The 17,952-nt window shown below is 72.1% G+C and carries 13 protein-coding genes and 1 pseudogene; 10 read left to right on the plus strand and 4 right to left on the minus strand.

Features of this window, described 5'->3' with window-relative positions:
- The first annotated feature begins 29 nt into the window (after nucleotides 1–29).
- From ACFYZ4_RS23070 to ACFYZ4_RS23080, 3 genes are all read left to right on the plus strand, one after another.
- Complete coding sequence (locus ACFYZ4_RS23070; RefSeq protein ID WP_384351585.1) at nucleotides 30–944, plus strand: sugar phosphate isomerase/epimerase family protein; 915 nt, start codon at nucleotides 30–32, stop codon at nucleotides 942–944.
- A 19-nt stretch (nucleotides 945–963) separates the two neighbouring features.
- Nucleotides 964–1,977, plus strand: coding sequence for a Gfo/Idh/MocA family oxidoreductase (locus ACFYZ4_RS23075; protein ID WP_351301405.1), 1,014 nt, complete (start codon nucleotides 964–966; stop codon nucleotides 1,975–1,977).
- A gap of 243 nt (nucleotides 1,978–2,220) precedes the next feature.
- Complete coding sequence (locus ACFYZ4_RS23080; protein ID WP_351301408.1) at nucleotides 2,221–2,421, plus strand: MerR family transcriptional regulator; 201 nt, start codon at nucleotides 2,221–2,223, stop codon at nucleotides 2,419–2,421.
- Between the two features lie 58 nt (nucleotides 2,422–2,479).
- Here the strand turns inward: ACFYZ4_RS23080 and ACFYZ4_RS23085 are convergent, their stop codons facing one another.
- Nucleotides 2,480–4,771, minus strand: coding sequence for an MMPL family transporter (locus ACFYZ4_RS23085; RefSeq protein ID WP_390784710.1), 2,292 nt, complete (start codon nucleotides 4,769–4,771; stop codon nucleotides 2,480–2,482).
- A gap of 130 nt (nucleotides 4,772–4,901) precedes the next feature.
- Here ACFYZ4_RS23085 and ACFYZ4_RS23090 point away from each other — a divergent pair, with 130 nt between their 5' ends.
- From ACFYZ4_RS23090 to ACFYZ4_RS23100, 3 genes are all read left to right on the plus strand, one after another.
- On the plus strand, nucleotides 4,902–5,588 hold the full coding sequence (locus ACFYZ4_RS23090) for a TetR/AcrR family transcriptional regulator (protein ID WP_351301414.1): 687 nt from the start codon (nucleotides 4,902–4,904) through the stop codon (nucleotides 5,586–5,588).
- 143 nt (nucleotides 5,589–5,731) lie between these two features.
- The gene (locus ACFYZ4_RS23095) at nucleotides 5,732–5,965 is read left to right on the plus strand and encodes a heavy-metal-associated domain-containing protein (RefSeq protein ID WP_351301417.1); all 234 of its coding nucleotides are present in this window, start codon (nucleotides 5,732–5,734) and stop codon (nucleotides 5,963–5,965) included.
- A gap of 126 nt (nucleotides 5,966–6,091) precedes the next feature.
- On the plus strand, nucleotides 6,092–8,368 hold the full coding sequence (locus ACFYZ4_RS23100; RefSeq protein ID WP_390784711.1) for a heavy metal translocating P-type ATPase: 2,277 nt from the start codon (nucleotides 6,092–6,094) through the stop codon (nucleotides 8,366–8,368).
- 437 nt (nucleotides 8,369–8,805) lie between these two features.
- On the opposite strand, the gene ACFYZ4_RS23105 is transcribed toward ACFYZ4_RS23100, so the two are convergent.
- Nucleotides 8,806–10,095, minus strand: coding sequence for a citrate synthase (locus ACFYZ4_RS23105; RefSeq protein ID WP_267718657.1), 1,290 nt, complete (start codon nucleotides 10,093–10,095; stop codon nucleotides 8,806–8,808).
- A 182-nt stretch (nucleotides 10,096–10,277) separates the two neighbouring features.
- Nucleotides 10,278–12,536, minus strand: coding sequence for an ATP-dependent RecD-like DNA helicase (locus ACFYZ4_RS23110; RefSeq protein WP_351301423.1), 2,259 nt, complete (start codon nucleotides 12,534–12,536; stop codon nucleotides 10,278–10,280).
- Nucleotides 12,537–12,801: 265 nt separating this feature from the next.
- Between ACFYZ4_RS23110 and ACFYZ4_RS23115 the strand changes: the two genes are divergently transcribed.
- Complete coding sequence (locus ACFYZ4_RS23115) at nucleotides 12,802–13,332, plus strand: DUF937 domain-containing protein (RefSeq protein WP_351301426.1); 531 nt, start codon at nucleotides 12,802–12,804, stop codon at nucleotides 13,330–13,332.
- 40 nt (nucleotides 13,333–13,372) lie between these two features.
- Nucleotides 13,373–13,876: pseudogene (locus ACFYZ4_RS23120) on the plus strand (GNAT family N-acetyltransferase); the annotation flags it as partial.
- Here ACFYZ4_RS23120 and ACFYZ4_RS23125 read toward each other — a convergent pair.
- The gene (locus tag ACFYZ4_RS23125) at nucleotides 13,782–14,762 is read right to left on the minus strand and encodes an EamA family transporter (protein WP_351588092.1); all 981 of its coding nucleotides are present in this window, start codon (nucleotides 14,760–14,762) and stop codon (nucleotides 13,782–13,784) included. The pseudogene ACFYZ4_RS23120 and the gene ACFYZ4_RS23125 sit on opposite strands and share 95 nt — an antisense overlap.
- Nucleotides 14,763–14,844: 82 nt before the next feature.
- Here ACFYZ4_RS23125 and ACFYZ4_RS23130 point away from each other — a divergent pair, with 82 nt between their 5' ends.
- Complete coding sequence (locus ACFYZ4_RS23130) at nucleotides 14,845–15,741, plus strand: LysR family transcriptional regulator (RefSeq protein WP_351301432.1); 897 nt, start codon at nucleotides 14,845–14,847, stop codon at nucleotides 15,739–15,741.
- Nucleotides 15,742–16,082: 341 nt separating this feature from the next.
- Nucleotides 16,083–17,906: a glycoside hydrolase family 3 protein gene (locus ACFYZ4_RS23135; protein WP_390784712.1), complete on the plus strand. Its 1,824-nt coding sequence runs from the start codon at nucleotides 16,083–16,085 to the stop codon at nucleotides 17,904–17,906.
- Nucleotides 17,907–17,952: the final 46 nt, after the last annotated feature.

The following is a 17,952-nucleotide window of genomic DNA, read 5'->3' on the forward strand; positions in this document are numbered from 1 at the left end:
TCCCTCGTCTCCCGCCTAAGGTGGCCGCTATGACGTCCTCCCCGCCCGCGTTGACCCGTATCCGCATCGGTTCGGCTCCGGACTCCTGGGGTGTCTGGTTTCCCGACGACCCCCGGCAGACCCCTTGGGAGCGTTTCCTCGACGAGGTCGCCGACGCGGGGTACGAGTGGATCGAGCTCGGCCCCTACGGCTATCTGCCCACCGATCCCGCCCGACTCGCCGAGGAAACGGCCAAGCGCGGACTGCGGGTCTCGGCCGGAACCGTCTTCACCGGACTCCATCACGGGCCCGCCGTGTGGGAGGACACCTGGGAGCACGTGTCGCGGATCGCGGCGCTGACCCAGGCCATGGGCGCGGCCCATCTCGTCGTCATCCCCTCCTTCTGGCGGGACGACAAGACCGGGGAGGTACGGGAGGACCGCGTCCTGACCCCGGCCCAATGGCGTGAACTGACCTCCCAGACCGAGCGGCTGGGCCGGGAGGTCCAGGACCGGTACGGGCTGCGGATCGTCGTCCACCCGCACGCCGACACCCACATCGACACCCCGGAGAACGTGGCCCGCTTCCTGGACGCGACCGATCCCGGTCTCGTCTCACTCTGCCTGGACACCGGGCACTACGCGTACTGCGGCGGCGACAGCGTCCGGGCGATCGAGACGTTCGCCGAGCGGATCGGCTACCTCCACCTGAAGCAGGTGGACCCGCGGATCCTCGCCGAAGTCCTCGCGGAGGAGCTGCCCTTCGGTCCGGCCGTGGGCCGCGGGGTGATGTGCGAGCCGCCGTCGGGGGTGCCCGCGCTGGAACCCGTACTGGCGGCGGCCCAGCGGCTGGACGTGGACCTCTTCGCCATCGTGGAGCAGGACATGTACCCGTGTCCGCCCGACCAGCCGCTGCCGATCGCCCGGCGCACCCGCGCCTACCTGCGCTCCTGCGGCGCCCGCTGACTCCCGGAGGGAACACGACATGACCAACACGCTCGGCATCGCCGTCATCGGCACCGGGAAGATGGGCGCCGACCACGTGCGCCGGATCGGGCGGACCGTGGGCGGGGCCCGGGTGGTGGCCGTGGCCGATCCGGACGGGGACCGGGTCAAGGAGGTCGCGGGCGCCCTCGACGGGGTGAGCGCGCACACCGATCCGGCGGCCGCCATAGCCGCGCCGGGGGTCGAGGCCGTACTGATCGCCTCCCCGGGGCCCGCCCACGAGGAAGCGATCCTGCACGCTCTGGAACGGGAGCTGCCGGTGCTGTGCGAGAAGCCGCTGACCCCGGACCCGGCGGGGGCCCTGCGCGTCATGGAGGCCGAACGGCGGCTGGGCCGGCGGCTGGTGCAGGTGGGGTTCATGCGGCGGTTCGACGCGGAGTACGAGCGGCTGAAGGAGCTGCTGGACACGGGCGGGATCGGGCGCCCCCTCTTCCTGCACTGCCGGCACCGCAACGCCTCCTCGCCGTCCTTCTTCACCAGCGACATGCTCATCAGCGATTCGGTGGTGCACGAGGTGGACGCGGCGCGCTGGCTGCTGGGGCAGGAGATCACCGCGGTGACCGTGCTCTCCCCCCGGCCCACGGCGGCCGCCCCCGAGGGGCTGCAGGATCCCCGGATGGTGCTGCTGGAGACCTCCGGCGGGGCCGTCGTCGATGTGGAGATCTTCGTCAACTGCGGTTTCGGCTACCAGGTGCAGTGCGAGGCGGTCGGCGAGGCGGGCAGCGCCCGGATCGGCGACGGCCACGCGATGGTGGTCCAGTCGGCGGGCCGGTGGGGCGGCGAGATCGTCCAGGACTTCACGGTGCGCTTCGCCGACGCCTACGACCGGCAGCTGCGGCGCTGGGTGGCCGCGGCCGCGCGCGGCCGGGTGGCGGGTCCGGACGCCTGGGACGGCTATGCGGCGGCCGCCGTCTCGGAGGCGGGCCTCGCGGCCGCGCGCAGCGGCGTACGCACCCTCGTGGAGCTGACGGAACGGCCGGCCCTGTACCGCTGACCGCCGCCCTGCCCCGCAACCGACCCCTGTGCCGCATCTGTCACAGGGGTCACCCTTGTGTCACGCATATCCGCATTACGCGGGTTTTCCGTCACAGCCGGTCGACAGCCCCTCCCCTGCCGTCACTCCACGTCGTTCCCCGGGCAGAACCCGAGTGATCGTCAGTGATCGTCACTGTCCACGCGTCGGCTCCCCCGACGGCCTCCCGGCCGCCCCTGCCGTGTGGACAAGGAGGTGTCCCGCATGAGCGACCGACAGCTGTGGTCGTACAAAGAGATCGCCGCTCACATCCGGGTCCAGCCGGACACCGTGCGCTCCTACCGCAAACACGGCCTGCTCCCCCCGCCCGACCATGTGGAGGCCGGCAAGCCGTACTGGTACGCCGACACCGTCCGGGCCTGGGTGGCCCGCCGCCCCGGCAACCGGGGGCGCCGCGAGGACTGACACCTCCCCGGTGCGGGGCGGGGCCACCCTGGCCCCGCCCCGCACCCCCGGCCGCCGGCTAGGCGGTCCCTGCGGGCACCCTCTCCGCCTCGGGATCCGACTCCGACTCCGCCTTCGAGTCCGGCTTCGAGTCCGGCTCCGCCTTCGGCTCGGCCGCCGTCGGCAGGGACTCCCCCTCGCTCAGTCCGAACCGCTCGTGCAGCCTGCGCAGGGGGCCCGGCGCCCACCAGGTGGCCTTCCCGGTCAGCTTCATGACCGCCGGGACGAGGAGGCTGCGTACGACCATGGCGTCCATCAGCACCGCCAGCGCGATCCCGAGCCCCAGCATCTTGGTGTTGGTCACGCGCGAGGTGCCGATGGCCACCATCACCACGGCCAGGATCACGGCCGCCGCGGTGATCAGCCCGCCGGTGCGGGCCAGTCCGGTGCGCACGGCCCCCTCGTGGTCCCCGGTCCGGTCGTACTCCTCCTTGATCCGGGATATGAGGAACACCCCGTAGTCCATCGAGAGTCCGAAGGCGATGCAGAACATCAGGACCGGCAGGTTGGTCTCGATGTCGCCGGTGGAGGTGAAGGAGAGCAGTCCGGAGAGGTTGCCCTCCTGGAAGACCCACACCACCGCCCCGAACATCGCGGTCAGGCTCAGGGCGTTGAGCAGGACCGCCTGGATCGGTATGAGCACGCTCCCGGTGAGCAGGAACACCAGCAGCAGCGTGGCGAGCACCACCACGGCCAGCGACAGGGGCAGCTTCCCGGCTATCGCCTTCTGCGAGTCGACGAGCCGTGCCGCCTCTCCGGTCACGGAGGTCCGGAAGTCCGCGTCCACCTCGCGCACCTCGCCGACCAGGTCCTGGGCCTGCTGCCCCACCGCCTCGCCTTCGGTGGTGAGCGAGAAGTAGGCGTACCGCGCGGTGTTCGTGGAACTCACCGGCCCGTCGACCCGGACCACCCCTGGCAGGAGGGCCAGGCGTTCCCGGTAGGCGGCGAGCTCGGCGGGCCCGGCGGCGTCCTCGGTGAGGACGGTGAGCGTTCCGCCGGGGCTGCCCGGGAAGGAGTCCCGGATCTGCTGCTGGACCACATGCGACTCCGCGGTCTTCGGCAGCTGCCGGTCGTCCACCGTGCCGAACTTCACGCCGAGGAAGGGCAGTCCGAGGAGCAGCAGTCCGGCCGTCGTGGCCACCGCGAAGACGGGAGCCCGGCGCATCACCAGATGGGCCGCGCGCGCCCAGCCCCGCCCCGGTTCGACCGAGGCCGGGACCCCGGCCGGCCGCCCGCGCCGCCACAGCCTGCGCAGGTCCAGGGAGTTGACCCGCTCGCCGAGCAGCACCAGGGCCGCCGGAAGCAGGATCAGCGCGGCCCCCGCGGCGAGCAGGACCACCGCCACGCCGGCGTAGGCGAAGGAGCGCAGGAAGTACATCGGGAAGAAGAGCATCGCCGAGAGCGAGACCGCGACGGTCAGCGCCGAGAACAGCACGGTGCGCCCGGCGGTGCGCAGGGTGGCCCCGACGGCGGCCACCGGATCACGTCCGGCGGCGAGCTCCTCGCGGAACCGGCGGACGATGAACAGGGCGTAGTCGATGGCGAGCCCGAGCCCCAGCGCGGTGGTCAGGTTCTGGGCGAAGACGGAGACGTCGGTGAACTCGGTGAGGCCGCGCAGCACCGCGTTGGTGCCGAGGATGGCCACGATGCCGACGCCGAGGGGCAGCAGGGCGGCGACGGCGCTGCCGAAGACGAGGATGAGCAGGACGAGGGTGACCGGCAGCGCGATCATCTCGGCGCGCAGCAGGTCCTCCTGGATGGTGGTGGTCACCTCGCGCTGGACCGCGACCGGCCCGCCGAAGGAGACCCGCACCGGGCCGCGCTCACCCCGGTAGTGCGGGTCTATCCGGTCCAGCACCGCGGTGGTGGTCTTCTCGTCGCCGAGGACCCGGGCGGCGATGAGGGCCTGCCGGCCGTCCTCGGAGCGCAGGGCGGGCAGCTGCGTGCGCCAGTACGAGCCGACGCCGACGACTCCCTGCTCGGTGGCGAGCCGCGCCGTCAGCCGCTCCGCCTCGGCCGCGACGGCGGGGTCGTCCACCCCGGCGGTTCCCGGGCCGGCATCGACGAGCAGCAGCAGATTGGGCTGGGAGGCCGGGAACTCGCGCTCCAGGGCCTCGGCCGCGTAGGTGGACTGGGCGCCCGGGTCCTCCCAGCCGCCACTGCCCATCCGTTCGGCGGCGCCGCCGCCCGCGAACACGGCCAGGGCCGTGACCACCAGGGCGAGCAGCAGCGAGAGCCGCGGCCGGGCCGTGACGAACCGGGTCCACCTGCCGCTCTCCCCGGACGACGGCGGATTCTTGACTTCGGACATCACTCGGTGTCCCCTTCACCGTGATTGCCAGGCCACATAGACTGGCAAACACGAGCAGTCGCTCGCGTTTCACCAGAATGCGAGCGACCACTCGCGTTTGTCAATCGCCCACGGGAAGCAAGGGATTGGAATGCCGGGGACACCTAAGGGCAAAGCAGCCGAAACCGGTGGAACCGGTGAGACCAGTGGGGCCGGTGAAGGCGCCGCACCGCGCCGCCGCCAGGCACGGGGTGAGCGCCGCGTCTCGCAGCTCCTGGCCGCCGCCGCCGGGGTGTTCTGCCGTACGGGCTACGCCGCGGCCAGCACCAACGCCATCGCCCGCGAGGCCGGCGTCTCGCCCGGCACGCTCTACCAGTTCTTCCCGAACAAGGAGGCCATCGCGGTCGAGCTCGGCGGGCAGCTGCTCCAGCAGGCCCACGAGATGCACGGGCAGGCCTTCCTGCCCGAGAACCTCCAGCGGCCGCTGCCGGAGCTGCTGGACGCCGTCCTGGACCCGGTCATCGCCTTCAACTGCGAGAACCCGGCCTTCTGGGCGCTCATGCACGGCTCCGGCATTCCGGGCGCCATCGACCAGGAGCACTGGAAGCTGCACTCCAGCCTGCTCGGCCGGATCGAGAGCGTGCTGCACGCCTTCTGCCCGGAGTCCTCGCCCGCCGAGCTCGCCCACACCTCGAACATGATCCTGGGCATCTTCAAGGCCTCACTGGACCTGATCCTGGTCCACGAGGGTGCCGAGCGCGAGGCGTACATCGCGGAGCTGAAGACCGTCCTGCTGCGCTACCTCGACCCGATGATCACCACGCCCCACTCCGGCTGAATCCGACCGCTTCGACCGACGCGCTGGGTGTCGAGGCTCGCTTTCATACCCCCCAGGGGTATAGTCTCGAAGAGTCGGGAGCACCGTGGACTCATCGGCCACACCTCCCGGTGACCGGACACGCCCCTGAAGAGGAGAACGACATGACCGCCGAGACGGACACCCAGACCACCACCGTCTACCGGGTGACCGGCATGACCTGCGGCCACTGCGAGGGCGCGGTGACCAACGAGATCTCCGCCCTCGAGGGCGTCAGCACGGTCAAGGCCGTCGCCGCGACCGGCGAGGTCACCGTGGTCTCCGCCGCCCCGCTCGCCGACGAGGACGTCCGCGCCGCCGTGGACGAGGCCGGCTACGAGTTCGCCGGACAGGTCTGAGCTCCCCCTCCTTCGGCAGCACCCGCGGCAGCCCGCACCACTCCGGCACCCGCGGTACCCTGCCGGGCCGTGCCGGCCAGCTCATACTGGTCCCGTACGGCCCGGCCATCCCCCTGGAGCCGGAACATGAGCAGCACAGTGCACGACGGACCGATAACGGCGGTCGAACTCTCGATCGGCGGGATGACCTGCGCCTCCTGCGCGGCCCGCATCGAGAAGAAGCTCAACCGGATGGACGGCGTCGAGGCCACGGTGAACTACGCCACCGAGAAGGCCCGCGTCTCCTACACCGGTGACGTGCGGGTCGCGGACCTGATCGCGACCGTCGTCAAGACCGGCTACACCGCCGAGGAGCCCCCGCCGCCCGCCCCGGCCCCGGCCCCCGCGGAGGACGCGGCAGGAGCGCAGGGGCAGGCGCAGGCCGAGGCCCCCGACCCGGCACTGTCCGCGCTGCGCCAGCGGCTGCTGGTCTCCGCCGCCCTCGCCCTGCCCGTCATCCTGCTGTCGATGGTTCCGGCCCTGCAGTTCGACAACTGGCAGTGGCTCTCGCTGACCCTCGCCGCCCCCGTCGTCGTCTGGGGCGGCCTCCCCTTCCACAAGGCCGCCTGGACCAACGCCCGGCACGGCGCCGCCACCATGGACACCCTGGTCTCGGTCGGCACGCTGGCCGCCTTCACCTGGTCGCTGTGGGCCCTGTTCTTCGGCCACGCCGGGATGCCGGGCATGCGGCACGGCTTCGACCTCACCATCTCCCGTACGGACGGCTCCTCGGCCCTCTACCTGGAGGTCGCCGCCGGCGTCGTCGGCTTCATCCTGCTCGGCCGCTACCTGGAGGCCCGCTCCAAGCGGAAGGCGGGCGCTGCCCTCAAGGCCCTGCTGGAGCTCGGCGCGAAGGACGTCACCGTCCTGCGCGCGGGCCGGGAGGTCCTCATCCCGGTGGGCGCACTCACGGCCGGCGACCGCTTCGTCGTCCGTCCCGGCGAGAAGATCGCCACCGACGGCACGGTCGTCGAGGGCAGTTCCGCCGTGGACGCCTCCATGCTGACCGGCGAGTCCGTCCCCGTGGAGGTGTCCGTCGGGGACTCCGTCACCGGAGCCACCGTCAACGCCTCCGGGCGGCTGGTCGTCGAGGCCACCCGCGTCGGCGCCGACACCCAACTGGCCCGGATGGCCCGGATGGTGGAAGAGGCCCAGAACGGCAAGGCCGAGGTGCAGCGCCTCGCCGACCGGATCTCCGGGATCTTCGTGCCCGTCGTACTGGTCCTCGCGCTCGGCACCTGGGTCAGCTGGATGCTGATCACCGACGACCCCACCGCCGCCTTCACCGCCGCCGTGGCCGTCCTGATCATCGCCTGCCCCTGCGCGCTGGGCCTGGCCACCCCGACCGCGCTGATGGTCGGCACCGGGCGGGGCGCGCAGCTCGGCATCCTGATCAAGGGACCCGAGGTGCTGGAGTCCACCCGCCGCGTGGACACCGTCGTCCTGGACAAGACCGGCACCGTCACCACCGGCCGGATGACCCTCACCGGCGTCCACGCCGCCGAGGGCGTCGACGAGCGCGAACTCCTGCGCCTGGCCGGGTCCCTGGAGCACGCCTCGGAGCACCCGATCGCCCGGGCCATCGCCACCGCGGCGGCCGAGAGGGCCGGCGCCCTGCCGGTCCCGGAGGGCTTCGAGAACCTCGCCGGCCTCGGCGTCCAGGGCGTCGTCGACGGACACGCCGTGCTGGTGGGCCGCGAACGGCTCCTCGCCGACTGGTCGATCGTGCTGCCGGCCGGGCTCGCCGCGGCCAGGGCGGCCGCCGAGGCCGAGGGCGGCACCGCGGTCCTGGTGGCCTGGGACGGGGCGGCGCGCGGGGTGCTGACCGTGGCCGACGCGGTCAAGGAGACCAGCGCCGAGGCGGTCGCCCGGCTGCGGGCGCTGGGCCTCACCCCGGTCCTGCTGACCGGCGACAACAAGGCCGTCGCCGAGACGGTGGCCCGCGAGGTGGGCATCGACGAGGTGATCGCCGAGGTGCTCCCGCAGGACAAGGTGGACGTCGTACGCCGCCTGCAGGCGCAGGGCCGTACGGTCGCCATGGTCGGCGACGGGGTCAACGACGCGGCGGCGCTGGCCCAGGCGGACCTGGGGCTGGCCATGGGCACCGGTACCGACGCGGCCATCGAGGCGGGGGACCTGACCCTCGTACGGGGCGACCTGCGGGTGGCGGCGGACGCGATCCGGCTCTCCCGCCGGACCCTGGCCATCATCAAGGGCAATCTCTTCTGGGCCTTCGGATACAACGTGGCGGCCCTGCCGCTGGCCGCCGCCGGCCTGCTCAACCCGATGATCGCGGGGGCCGCGATGGCCTTCTCCTCGGTCTTCGTGGTGACCAACAGCCTCCGGTTGCGCTCCTTCCGCTAGTGGATCTCCTCCGCACCACGCACACAGTTTCTTCACGGGAGACGCAGATCACAGTGACCGCAACGTAACCATCCGGGGTCGTCATGGGTCTAATGGGGCGATGCCAAGAACGTCTTGGGGGACGTTTAACGGAAGCCCTGGGGGACTTCCGTGGCATCAGCCGGCCGGGACACGTGCCCGCGGGAGGCTTTGAGCGGCCCTCCCGATCAGAACGGGTCCCGGCACACTGACGCCCCGACTCGGGTCCCGTGGGGGGAATCCGTTTCGGGGAAAAGGAAAGCGCCCCGACCGCCGACCCGTGGGGGGATCGACGGCGGGGCGCTTTTCGTACGCCTGGGGGTTACCTGCGGTGCTGCCCGCGCGGCCGCACGCCGCGCGGTGGAGAGCCTCGGGTCAGCGGGACTCGGTCAGCGAACCTCGGTTCAGCGAAACTCTGTTCAGCGGGACTCGACGGGCACGAAGTCGCGCAGGACCTCGCCCGTGTAGATCTGGCGCGGGCGGCCGATGCGGGATCCCGGCTCCTTGATCATCTCGTGCCACTGGGCGATCCAGCCGGGGAGCCGGCCGATCGCGAAGAGCACGGTGAACATCTCGGTCGGGAAGCCCATGGCCCGGTAGATCAGACCGGTGTAGAAGTCCACGTTCGGGTAGAGGTTGCGCGAGACGAAGTACTCGTCGGCCAGCGCGTGCTCTTCCAGCTTGAGCGCGATGTCGAGCAGCTCGTCGCTCTTGCCGAGCGCCGAGAGGACGTCGTGCGCCGCGGCCTTGATGATCTTCGCCCGGGGGTCGAAGCTCTTGTAGACGCGGTGTCCGAAGCCCATGAGGCGGACGCCGTCTTCCTTGTTCTTCACCTTGCGGATGAAGGCGTCGACGTCGCCGCCGTCGTTCTTGATGCCTTCCAGCATCTCGAGGACGGACTGGTTGGCGCCACCGTGCAGCGGACCCCACAGGGCCGAGATGCCGGCGGAGATCGAGGCGAACATGTTCGCCTGCGAGGAGCCGACCAAACGCACGGTGGAGGTGGAGCAGTTCTGCTCGTGGTCCGCGTGCAGGATCAGCAGCTTGTCGAGCGCCGAGACCACGACCGGGTCCAGGTCGTACTCCTGGGCCGGCACGGAGAAGGTCATGCGCAGGAAGTTCTCGACGTAGCCGAGGTCGTTGCGCGGGTAGACCACCGGGTGGCCGACCGACTTCTTGTAGGCGTAGGCCGCGATCGTCGGGAGCTTGGCCAGCAGCCGGATCGTCGAGAGGTGGCGCTGCTTCTCGTCGAACGGGTTGTGGCTGTCCTGGTAGAACGTCGACAGCGCGCTGACCACGGAGGACAGCATCGCCATCGGGTGCGCGTCACGCGGGAAGCCGTCGTAGAAGCGCTTCACGTCCTCGTGGAGCAGCGTGTGCTGGGTGATCTCGTTGCGGAACGACGCGAGCTGGTCGACGGTCGGCAGCTCGCCGTTGATCAGCAGGTACGCGACCTCGATGAAGGTCGAACGCTCGGCCAGCTGCTCGATCGGGTAGCCGCGGTAACGCAGGATGCCCTGCTCACCGTCGAGGTAGGTGATCGCGGACTTGTAGGCCGCGGTGTTGCCGTAGCCACTGTCCAAGGTGACGAGCCCGGTCTGGGCCCGCAGCTTCGAGATGTCGAAGCCCTGGTCACCGACGGTGCTCTCGACCACCGGGTAGGTGTATTCACCGTCCGCGTACCGGAGTACTACAGAGTTGTCGCTCACGTCATCCCTCACCGACGTAGTGCCTCTTCTTCGAGGTGCCCTGACTGCCTCTACCTTCCCCCATTTGGCGCAGGAGAGTGCACTCGGGGTCGGCCTTTGGTGCTTTTGACGGCACTGAGTGCCGTCAAGCTGCTCATCCTGCCCCCTCCGCACCGGTGGTGGAACCCCAAATGATCGATCATCTAGGTGATGTTTCCCACCGGTATCCGGCCGGACAGCCTGGGCGCGACCGCCGTGTACCTCCTGCCTGCGGAAACGGTACGCACCGCCTGGCCGAGGGCCTTGCGGGACCCGACGAGGACGACCAGTTTCTTCGCCCTGGTCACCGCCGTGTAGAGCAAGTTGCGCTGGAGCATCATCCAGGCCCCGGTGGTGACCGGGATCACGACCGCGGGATATTCACTCCCCTGTGAACGGTGGATGGTGACGGCGTACGCGTGGGCCAGCTCGTCGAGCTCCGCGAACTCGTACCCGATCTCCTCGTCCTCCTCCGTACGCACCGTCAGGCGCTGTTCGTCCACGTCGAGCCCGGTGACCACGCCGACCGTGCCGTTGAAGACGCCGTTCGCGCCCTTGTCGTAGTTGTTGCGGACCTGGGTCACCTTGTCGCCGACCCGGAAGACCCGGCCGCCGAACCGCTTCTCCGGCAGGTTCGGCCGGGCCGGCGTCATCGCCTGCTGGAGCAGCCCGTTGAGGTTCCCGGCGCCGGCCGGGCCGCGGTGCATGGGCGCGAGCACCTGGACGTCCCGCCGCGGGTCGAGCCCGAACCTGGCCGGAATCCTGCGCGCCGCCACATCCACGGCGAGCACCCCGGCCGCCTCGGTGTCCTCCTCCGCGAAGAGGAAGAAGTCCGGGAGCCCGTCCGTGATCGGCGGCAGCCCGGTGTTGATCCGGTGGGCGTTGGTGACCACCCCCGACTGCTGGGCCTGCCGGAAGATCCGGGTGAGGCGGACCGCGGGCACCGGACCGCCCTCGGCCAGCAGGTCCCGCAGCACCTCCCCGGCGCCGACCGAGGGCAGCTGGTCCACATCGCCGACCAGCAGCAGGTGCGCCCCCGGCGCCACCGCCTTGACCAGCTTGTTGGCGAGCAGCAGGTCGAGCATCGAGGCCTCGTCGACCACGACCAGGTCCGCGTCCAGCGGCCGTTCCCGGTCGTACGCCGCGTCTCCGCCCGGCTTGAGCTCCAGCAGCCGGTGCACCGTGGAGGCCTCGGCCCCGGTCAGCTCGGACAGCCGCTTCGCCGCCCGGCCGGTGGGCGCGGCCAGCACCACCTTGGCCTTCTTCGCCCGGGCCAGCTCGACGATCGAGCGCACGGTGAAGGACTTTCCGCAGCCGGGACCGCCGGTCATGACGGCGACCTTGCGGGTCAGCGCGAGCCGGACCGCGTCCCGCTGCTCGGGGGCGAGGGTGGCTCCGGTCCGCCCGGCGAGCCAGCCCAGCGCCTTGTCCCAGTCCACGTCCCGGAACGCCGGCATCCGGTCGTCCTCGGCGTTCAGGAGCCGGCGCACCTGCCCCACCAGCGACAGCTCGGCCCGGTGGAAGGGCACCAGGTACACCGCGGTCAGCGGGTCCGGCCCGCCCTGCGGATCCGGTACGGGCTCCCGTACGACCCCTTCCGGGTCGGCGGCGAGCTCGGCCAGGCAGTCGATCACCAGCCCGGTGTCCACCTGGAGCAGCTTGACCCCGTCGGCGATGAGGCGGTCCTCGGGCAGGAAGCAGTGCCCCTGGTCGGTGGACTGGGACAGCGCGTACTGGAGGCCGGCCTTCACCCGCTCGGGGCTGTCGTGCGGGATGCCGACGGCCTGGGCGATCCGGTCGGCGGTGAGGAACCCGATGCCCCAGACGTCGGCGGCGAGCCGGTACGGCTGGTTCTTCACCACCGAGATGGAGGCGTCCCCGTACTTCTTGTAGATGCGGACCGCGATGGAGGTGGAGACGCCGACGCCCTGGAGGAAGACCATGACCTCCTTGATGGCCTTCTGCTCCTCCCAGGCGGCGCCGATCAGCTTCGTCCGCTTGGGCCCGAGCCCGGGCACCTCGATCAGCCGCTTCGGCTCGGCCTCGATGACGTCGAGGGTGTCCGTCCCGAAGTGCTCCACGATGCGGTCGGCGATCTTCGGCCCGATGCCCTTGATCAGACCCGACCCGAGATACCGGCGGATGCCCTGGATGGTCGCGGGCAGCACGGTCTTGTAGTTCTCCACGGTGAACTGCCTGCCGTACTGCGCGTGGGAGCCCCAGCGGCCCTCCATGCGCAGCGATTCGCCCGGCTGCGCGCCCAGCAGCGAGCCGACCACGGTGAGCAGGTCACCGCTGCCGCGGCCGGTGTCGACACGGGCGACCGTGTACCCGCTCTCCTCGTTGGCGTAGGTGATGCGCTCGAGCACCCCCTCGACCACCGCCAGTTGCACCGGAACCACCCGTGCCCCGTCTGTTGCCATGCCCCGAAACTACCGGGCCGCGCCGACAACGCGTCAGGCCTGTGGACAGCGCGAAGGGGGTCCCGCCTCGCGGCCGGACCCCCTCACGGTTACCCCTCCCGTGTCGGACTTCCCGATCCCCCCAGATCCCTCCCCGGAAGCACCGACGCAACATACGACCCGCGATACCCCCGCAGGGTTGCATCCGGAGTCACAGCTTTACTTTTCCGTTACCGGATGCCTACTCAAGGTGCCGCCAAATCATCACACAAGTAGCGTTTCCGGCATGAGCGAATCCTCATTCCAGGACGACGTGCTCCAAGAGCTCGACGACGAGAAGCTGACCGAGATCGCCGGACTCCTCGAAACCGACACCGCCGGCGCCCGGGACACCGTCGCGCAGACGGTCGGCGCGCTGACCGGCGACCTCAGGCAGAAGGCCGGCGCCGATGACGACGACGGCGTGGAGGTGCGCCAGGCCTTCGCGGAGGTGGCCGAGCCGCCGCTGCAGGGCGTGGCCACCCTCGGCGGCGGCCTCGGCGGCATGCTCGGCGGCGGAATGATGGCCGGGGTGCTGGCCAAGGTGAGCAAGCCCGTGGCCAACGCCCTCTCGAAGAAGACCGGCATCCCCGCCCCCACCATCGCCCGGGTCATCGAGCTGCTGATCCCGGTCCTGCTGGCCGTCTTCGCCAAGCGCGCGGCCGCCGGCAAGGCCGCTGGCACCCCGGGCGCGGCCCCCGGCACCACCCCGGCCGCGGCGGACGGCGGCGGTCTGGGCGACCTCTTGGGCCAGATCCTCGGCGGCGGCAAGAAGTAACCCGTTCGGGGGCCCGCCCCCCTAGAGTTGGGCCATGGCTGAGAGCGTGCGGCTGCGGGACCCGGAACCGGGCGACCTGGGGTGGATCGTGCAGCGCCACGGTGCGCTGTACGCCGCCGAGTACGGCTGGAACAGCGACTTCGAGGGGCTGGTCGCCCGGATCGTCGCGGACTTCGCCCAGGACCACGACCCCTACCTGGAACGGGTGTGGATCGCGGAGCTGGCCGGCCGCCCGGTCGGCTCGGTGATGTGCGTGCGCGAGGACGGCGCCCCCGGCACCGCCCGGCTCCGTCTGCTCCTGGTCGACCCGGAGGGCCGCGGCCGCGGCATCGGCACCCTGCTCGTCGACACCGTCGTCGCCTTCGCCCGCTCGGTCGGCTACCGCGAGCTGGTGCTGTGGACCAACGACGTGCTCACCGACGCCCGCGACCTCTACCTGAAGGCCGGGTTCACCCTGATCGCGGAGCGGCCGCACCGCTCGTACGGAGCGAGCCTGACGGGGCAGGACTGGCGGCTGCCCCTACAAGAGGGCTCCCCGCGCTGACGCCCGAACCGACCCCCGTACGGTTCAAGGCGCGCGCGGGGGCCAGCGAGGTGAGGGCGACACCGCCCACCAGGAGCACGGCCGCCAGCCAGCGCAGCCCCGAGACGGACTCCCCCAGCATCAGGGCCGCCGAGGACATCCCGAACACCGGCACCAGGAGCGAGAACGGCGCCACGGCCGAGGCCGGGTAGCGGCGCAGCAGATAGCCCCAGGCCCCGAACCCGAACACGGTGGACACCCACGCCACGTACCCGATGACGCCCACCCCGGACCAGTCCAGCCCCCGCAGCGCGGCCAGGTCCCGCTCGGGCCCCTCGAACACCAGGGACAGCGCGAACAGCGGCAGCACCGGGACCGTGCACACCCACACCATGAAGTTCAGGGCGTCGGGCGGCGAGGCCTTGCGGGTCAGCACGTTGGACACGCCCCAGCAGGCGGCGGCCGCGACGACCAGGACGAAACCGAGCACCGGCCCGCCGGCGCCCCCGTCCACCGCCGCCACCGCGATCCCGGCGAGCGCGACCCCCATCCCGAACACCCGAACCCGGCCGGGCCGTTCGCGCAGCACCACCGCGGCCAGCGCGGCGGTGAAGACGGCCTGGATCTGCAGCACCAGCGAGGACAGCCCGGCGGGCATCCCGACGGCCATGCCGGTGAAGAGCAGCCCGAACTTCGCGATGCCGAGGGCCAGCCCGACCCCGAGGATCCACTTCCAGGCGACCTTGGGCGGACCGACGAAGAACACGGCGGGCAGGGCGGCGACCAGGAACCGCAGGGCGGACAGCAACAACGGCGGAAAGTGATCGAGCCCAATCTCGATGACGACGAAATTGAAGCCCCAAACGGCGGTGACCAGCACCGCAAGAGCTGTGTGTACGGGACGCATGCTTCAACCATCGTCGCCCCGACCATGTAGCACCAGCGCGAATCCCTTCCGCACTCGATGAAGCAGTGCTTACGATAGAGACATGCTCGATCTCGCCCGGCTGCGCGCCCTGCACGCCGTATCCGTCCACGGCTCGGTCGCGGGCGCGGCGGCCGCCCTCGGCTACACCCCCTCCGCGGTCTCGCAGCAGATCTCCAAGCTGGAGCGGGAGACCCGCACCACCCTGCTGGAGCGGCGCGGGCGCGGGGTCGCGCTCACCGAGGAGGCCCGCCATCTGGCCGACACCGCCCAGCAGTTGCTGGCGATCGTGGAACACGCCGAGACCACCCTGGAGGAGCGGCGCGGGCAGCCGAGCGGGCTGCTGACGGTGGCCGCGTTCGCCTCGGCGGCGCGCGGGCTGCTGCCGGGCGTCCTGGCCGATCTGGCCGTCCGCCACCCCGCCCTCGAAGTACGCCTGACGGAGGTGGACCCGCACCTGTCCGTCGACCTGGTGGCACGGGGGGTCACCGATCTGGCGGTGGCCCACGACTGGGACATCGCCCCGCTGCCCGCGCCCGAGGGGATCGAGCAGGCGGTCATCGGCGACGACCTCTGCGACCTGGTCGTCCCGGCCGGCCACCCCTTCACCACGCGCCGGAGCATCCAGCGCAGCGACCTCGGCGGCGAGCGCTGGGTCTGCCAGCCGCCCGGCCGCGTCTGCCACGACTGGCTGGTACGGACCCTGCGCACGGCCGGCTTCGAACCCGACATCGCGCACGTGGCCGAGGAGAACCACACCATCGTCGCCCTGGTCGCGGCCGGCCTGGGCGTCGCCGTCGTCCCCCGCCTGGGCACCGGCACGCTGCCGCCGGGCGCGGTGGCGGTCCCCCTGGAACCGGGCCCCGTACGCCGCCTGTACGCCCTGTGGCGCACCGGCGCCGCCCGCCGCCCCGCCATCACGGAAGCCGTAAAAACCCTCCAATCCCACTGGCCCACCTAGCCCCACACCCCACCGGGGCGCCTTCGGCGCGGCCGGCCACGCACCGAACGGCTCCGGCGGGGCCACGCGGGGCGGTTTCGGCGGGGCCGGGTGTGTGTCGGGGCGATCCCCGCAGGGCGCCGAACACAACAAGCCTCCGCGCTCCGACCCCTCGAAACGTTCGGCGCCCGAGGAGACGCCCCGGCGCGCGCCCGACCCCGCCGAAACCGCCCCACCCCACCCGGCCCCGCCGAAACCGCCCCCACCCGCCCCGCAGGGCCAGGCACGGCAACCGGCGGTACTTGCCCAACACACCCCCACACAGCCGACCCGCCCGGAGGGCACCCGGTAGGGTCCGCCCCGTGCCGCACCACGCCTCCCGCCGGACCCTGCTCACCGCAGCCGCCATGGTCGCCGCCACCGCCGCGGGGGCCGCCGCCGCCACGCTCGGCACGCACGGCACCCCCGACGACCCGAGGTCCCCCGGGGGCCCACCGGGCCGCCGCCCCGACCGGGCGCGCCTGCGCCGCTTCGTGGACGGGATGAGCCTCGCCGAGAAGGTCGGGCAGCTCTTCGTCTCGCGGGCGTACGGACATTCCGCGACCGACCCCGACCCGGCCGACGCCGAGCAGAACCAGACGCTGTTCGGCGTGCGCACCGCCGCCGAACTGGTCGCCCGCTACCACCTCGGCGGGATCGTCTACTTCGCCTGGGCCCACAACACCCGCACCCCGCACCAGATCGCCGCCCTCTCGGTCGGCCTCCAGCAGGCCGCCCTCACCTCCGGCGCCCGGATCCCGCTGCTGCTCTCGACCGACCAGGAGCACGGCGCCGTCGCCCGGATCGGCGCCCCCGCCACCCTGCTCCCTGGGGCGATGGCGCTCGGGGCCGGCGGCTCCACCGCCGACGCCCAGCGGGCCGCCCGCATCGCGGGCGCCGAGCTGGCCGCCCTGGGCATCCGGCAGGACTACGCACCGGTGGCCGACGTCAACGTCAACCCGGCCAACCCCGTGATCGGCGTACGGTCCTTCGGCTCCGACCCGCACGCCGTGGCGGCCCTGGTGGCCGCCCAGGTGCGCGGCTACCAGGGCGCGGGCGTGGCCGCCACCGCGAAGCACTTCCCGGGCCACGGGGACACCGAGACCGACAGCCACGTGGGCCTGCCGGTGATGCGGCACACCCGCGCCGCCTGGGAGGAGCTGGACGAGCCGCCGTTCCGCGCCGCGGTGAAGGCGGGCGTGGACGCGGTCATGACGGCGCACATCGTCTTCCCCGCGCTCGACCCGTCGGGGGACCCGGCAACCCTCTCCCGGCCGATCGTCACGGGCATCCTGCGCGAACGTCTCGGCTTCCAGGGGGTGGTGGTCACCGACGCCCTCGACATGGCCGGGGTCCGCCAGAAGTACGGGGACGACCGCGTCCCCGTCCTGGCCCTGCTGGCGGGCTGCGACCAGCTGCTGAACCCGCCGGACCTGGGGCTCGCGTACCGCAGTGTGCTGGCGGCCGTCGAGGCGGGCGAGCTGACGGAGACCCGGATCGAGGAGTCGGTGCTGCGGATCCTGGAACTGAAGTCCCGCCGGGGGCTGTTCGACGAGGCGTACACCACGACCGAGGCGGTGGACGCCACCGTCGGGATCCGCCGGCACCGGGACGCCGCCGACCAGATCGCGGCGGGCACGACGACCCTGCTGGCCAATCCCGGCGGGCTGGTGCCGATCGACGCGACGGCCGGCCCCCGGCTGCTGGTCACGGGGACGGACCCGGCCTCCCCCACGGGCACCACGGGGCCTCCCACGGCCGTACTGGCGCGGGAGCTGACGGCTCTGGGCTGCCGGGCCACGGCGGTGCCGCCCGCCCGTGCGGTGGCCGCGGTGCCCGGTCACGCGGCCGTACTGGTGTGCACGTACAACGTCCCCGAACAGAAGGACGACGGCGACGACGATCCACAACGCCGGCTGGTGACGGACCTGGTCGCGTCCGGCGTCCCGGTGATCCTGCTGGCGGTCCGCAATCCGTACGACCCGGCCCGGCTGCCGGCCTGCGCGGCGGAGCTGGCGACGTACGCGTGGACGGACGTGGAGATGCGGGCGGCGGCCCGGGTGCTCACCGGGGCGGCACGGCCCGCGGGCCGCCTCCCGGTGCCGGTGCCGGGCCGCTACCCGCTGGGCCACGGGCTGACGCGGTAGTTCCCGTCGTCAGCCTGCGGCCCACGGCCCGCGGCCCGGGCCCGGG

Origin of the sequence: Streptomyces sp. NPDC001513 (assembly GCF_042894695.1) — a bacterium.
GTDB lineage: Bacteria > Actinomycetota > Actinomycetes > Streptomycetales > Streptomycetaceae > Streptomyces.